This is a genomic window from Nostoc sp. T09, assembly GCF_002154695.1.
Classification (GTDB): Bacteria; Cyanobacteriota; Cyanobacteriia; order Cyanobacteriales; family Nostocaceae; genus Aulosira.
This window is the reverse complement of the sequence record NZ_MTAV01000267.1, coordinates 7035-10605: the sequence shown is the minus strand read 5'-3', so window position 1 is coordinate 10605 and position 3571 is coordinate 7035. Positions and strand designations below refer to the sequence as shown.

At 48.0% G+C, this 3571-nt stretch carries 1 protein-coding gene; it reads left to right on the top strand.

What is annotated here, in order from left to right:
* On the top strand, positions 1–3571 hold a 3571-nt coding region (locus BV372_RS34645; protein WP_218776814.1), incomplete at both ends, for an amino acid adenylation domain-containing protein.

Sequence of the window (3571 nt, the reverse complement as noted above, 5' to 3'; positions counted from 1 at the left end):
AACACAACGCCCCTTCAACTTCGCCAGCGACCTGATGCTACGTGGTTGCTTACTGCAACTAGATGAGCAAGAACACATCTTGTTGTTAGTGATGCACCACATCGCCAGTGATGGATGGTCAATGGGTATCCTCTGGCAACAATTAACACAGCTTTATCCAGCCTTTGCCAACAACCAACCCAATCCCCTAGTGGAATTACCAATTCAATATGCCGACTATGCCGCTTGGCAAAGGCAATGGCTAGAAGCACAAGTCCAACAAAACCAACTCAACTATTGGCAACAGCAACTAGCAACTGCGCCACCAGTACTCGAATTACCCACAGACCACCCCCGACCCTTAGTCCAGACATACATCGGTAAAAGGCAAACATTCACAATTTCAAAAGAATTAACTCAAGCCCTGCAACAGCTCTCACAGCAACAAGGCGTCACCATGTTCATGACCTTGTTGGCAGCACTGCAAACTCTGCTGTACCGCTATAGCCAACAAGAAGATATCCTCATCGGCTCAGCCATCGCCGGACGCAACCATGCGGAAATAGAAGGGCTAATCGGTTTTTTTGTCAACACCTTAGTATTGCGCACCCACCTCGGCGGTAATCCCAGCTTTCGCCAACTCCTAGAACAAGTGCGAACAGTCGCCCTCGATGCCTACGCTCACGCCGACCTACCCTTTGAAAAACTCGTCGAACACCTGCAACCAGAGCGTTCCTTGAGTTATCACCCTCTATTCCAGGTGATGTTTGTCCTCCAAAATGCTTTCAACCAAGAATTGGAATTGCCAGGCATCAAGATCACCAGCTTGCCAGTGCATACAGGTACAGCCAAGTTCGATTTAACATTTGAACTCAGCGAAACAACAAAGGGCATCACAGGCAGCGTCGAATACAACACCGACCTCTGGGAAGATGAAAGCATCAGCCGGATGTTGGGGCATTTCCAGACATTGTTGGCAGCAATTGTCGCCCAACCGGAACAACCCATCTGCCAACTTCCCTTACTGACAACCGCCGAACAGCAGCAATTATGGCAGTGGAATCAAACTCAAACCAACTACCCCAAACAAGCATCAATTCAGCAAGTATTTGAAACCCAAGTAGCAGCCACACCCGATGCAGTCGCCGTTGTCTTTGGACAGCAACAACTAACATACCAACAATTAAATCAGCGTGCCAATCAATTAGCCCACCACTTGCAAAGTTTGGGTGCCGGACCAGAAGTCATGGTCGGATTGGCTGCCGAACGCTCATTAGAAATGGTAATTGGGTTATTGGCTATCCTGAAAGCCGGTGGGGTGTATGTCCCCTTAGACCCGAAATATCCCCAAGAACGCCTCAGTTGGATGTTAGAAGATGCCCAAGTTCAGGTATTGCTAACCCAACAACATCTAGTCGATAGGCTACCGCTATATGCAGCCAAAGTAGTTTACCTCGATACTGATACTGAGGTATTAGCGCAATACTCTGTGGCAAATCCCCAAAGCCAGACCACAGCCGAAAATTTAGCATACATCATCTATACATCAGGTTCCACAGGCAAACCCAAAGGCGTCAGCGTTACCCATCGGGGTGTAGTCCGCTTAGTCAAAGACACCAACTATGTTAGTATCACTGCTGCTGACGTGTTTTTGCAGTTAGCGCCCATCTGCTTTGATGCCTCCACCTTTGAAATTTGGGGATGCCTACTCAACGGTGCGAGGTTGGTAGTCATGCCACCCCAAACACCATCGCTGCCAGAATTAGCACAAGCACTCAGAGATCATCATGTCACGATACTGTGGTTAACCGCTGGACTGTTCCACCTGATGGTAGACGAGTATGTTGACCAGCTCAAACTTGTACGGCAAGTGTTAGCAGGGGGAGATGTGTTATCCGTACCCCATGTGGAAAAACTCTTGCACGCAGGTGGTAATTGTCGGTTAATTAATGGCTATGGACCCACAGAAAACACTACCTTTACTTGCTGCTATAGTCTCCACAGTCATAGCCAAATTGCTGGTTCGATTCCCATTGGTCGTCCGATAGCCAACACCCAAACATATATCCTTGATCCTAACTTGCAGCCTGTGCCAATTGGCATTCCTGGCCAGTTGTATGTTGGTGGTGATGGTTTAGCTAGAGGTTATCTGCACCGCGAACAACTGACCCAAGAAAAGTTTATTGCCCATCCTTGGGGGAATTCACCATCTCAACGACTCTACAAAACTGGGGATTTGTGTCGCTACTTGAGTGATGGCAATATTGAGTTTCTTGGTCGCTTAGATTATCAAGTGAAACTGCGGGGTTTCCGGATTGAATTGGGAGAAATTGAAACCATACTTGAGCAACATCCCGCAATCAAGCAGACTGTGGTCATAGCTAGAGAGGATGTTCCAGGAGATAAACGCCTGGTGGCATATTTGGTGGCACAGTCTCAACCTTTACCCACGCCCGAACAATTGCGGCAATATTTACAACAGAAATTGCCGGATTATATGGTGCCCTCTGCCTTTGTATTTTTAGACAATCTACCATTAACGCCAAATGGAAAAGTAGACCGCCGCGCCTTACCAGTACCAGCACCAGCGAATGGCAATGAAGCAGTAACTCTTGTGCCACCGCGCAATCAAGTCGAAGCGCAACTAGTGGAAATTTGGCAACAAGTTTTAGGTGTGCACTCAATCGGAGTCAGAGATAATTTCTTTGAGTTGGGTGGACATTCACTGTTGGCAATTCAGCTGTTTTGGCAAATTGAGAAGGCTTTCGGGCAAAAGCTGCCACTGGCGACGCTATTCCAAGCCTCAACAATTGAGGGTTTAGCGGCAATTTTGCAACCACAAACAGCGTTGAATGCCACAGCAGTTGAGAGTTGGTCATCGTTAGTGCCAATTCAACCTCAGGGAAACAAACCACCGTTCTTCTGTATTCATGGATTGGGTGGGGAAGTGCTGGGTTTCCGAGATTTGGCAATGGCGATGGGCAAAGACCAACCATTTTACGGGGTACAACCACTGGGGCTAGATGGTCAACAGCCACCGTTGACGCGGGTGGAAGATATGGCTGCGCATTACATTCGTTGTATGCAAGCGCTGCAACCTCAAGGACCTTATTATTTTGGTGGCTACTCGTTTGGTGGGATTGTCGCTTATGAGGTGGCGCAACAACTGCATCGCCAAGGGCAACAAGTCGGGCTATTGGTGATGTTAGATACGAGTGTTCCTGGTTCTGACCGCCGCTTACCGTTTGTGCGCCGAATTGGTCAGCATCTCAATCATCTCATCCAAAAAGGACCGGCTTATCTCGGGCAAAGGCTGGTGATTTGGACTAATTGGCTCAAGGATAGTTTCGACCGCAATCAACGTCGGCTGAAAAATAAATACAAGGGTTATTTGAAAGTGCAGCCCAGTTATCTGTTAGATGTTTCTCAGCATTTGTCTGATACTGACGCGCATATTGAAATTATGGCTGTGAATATGCAGGCGATTGATGAGTATCAGTTGCAGGTTTACCCTGGTCGAATGCTGCTGCTGCGGACTACGGATCAATCTCGGGCGAATGCTGTAGGTTTAGAGTATGACCCGCAGTTTGGT